This window comes from uncultured Winogradskyella sp., assembly GCF_947501905.1.
GTDB lineage: Bacteria > Bacteroidota > Bacteroidia > Flavobacteriales > Flavobacteriaceae > Winogradskyella.
This window is the reverse complement of the sequence record NZ_CANMXL010000022.1, coordinates 1-418: the sequence shown is the minus strand read 5'-3', so window position 1 is coordinate 418 and position 418 is coordinate 1. Positions and strand designations below refer to the sequence as shown.

The window sequence follows — 418 nt, the reverse complement described above, 5'->3', positions numbered from 1 at the left end:
CGGCACCTAATACGCCTACACTTTCTGCGGTAACTGTGGATTGTAACGGCTCTCTATCAGCGCCAACTACTACAGATAACTGTGCAGGTACTATTACAGGTACTACGACTGATACATTAAACTTCGTAGAAGGTGGTAGTACAGTGATTACTTGGACATTCGATGATGGTAATGGTAATTCTATTGATGTCAACCAAACATATAACTATGATGATACTACGGCACCTAATACGCCTACACTTTCTGCGGTAACTGTGGATTGTAACGGCTCTCTATCAGCGCCAACTACTACAGATAACTGTGCAGGTACTATTACAGGTACTACGACTGATACATTAAACTTCGTAGAAGGTGGTAGTACAGTGATTACTTGGACATTCGATGATGGTAATGGTAATTCTATTGATGTCAACCAAAC

Annotated in this window: 1 protein-coding gene; it reads left to right on the top strand. The window is 41.1% G+C overall.

Translation table 11 applies throughout. The features are described 5' to 3' along the window. A partial coding sequence (locus tag Q0770_RS14670) for a hypothetical protein (RefSeq protein WP_299118189.1) occupies window positions 1–418 on the top strand: 418 nt, incomplete at both ends.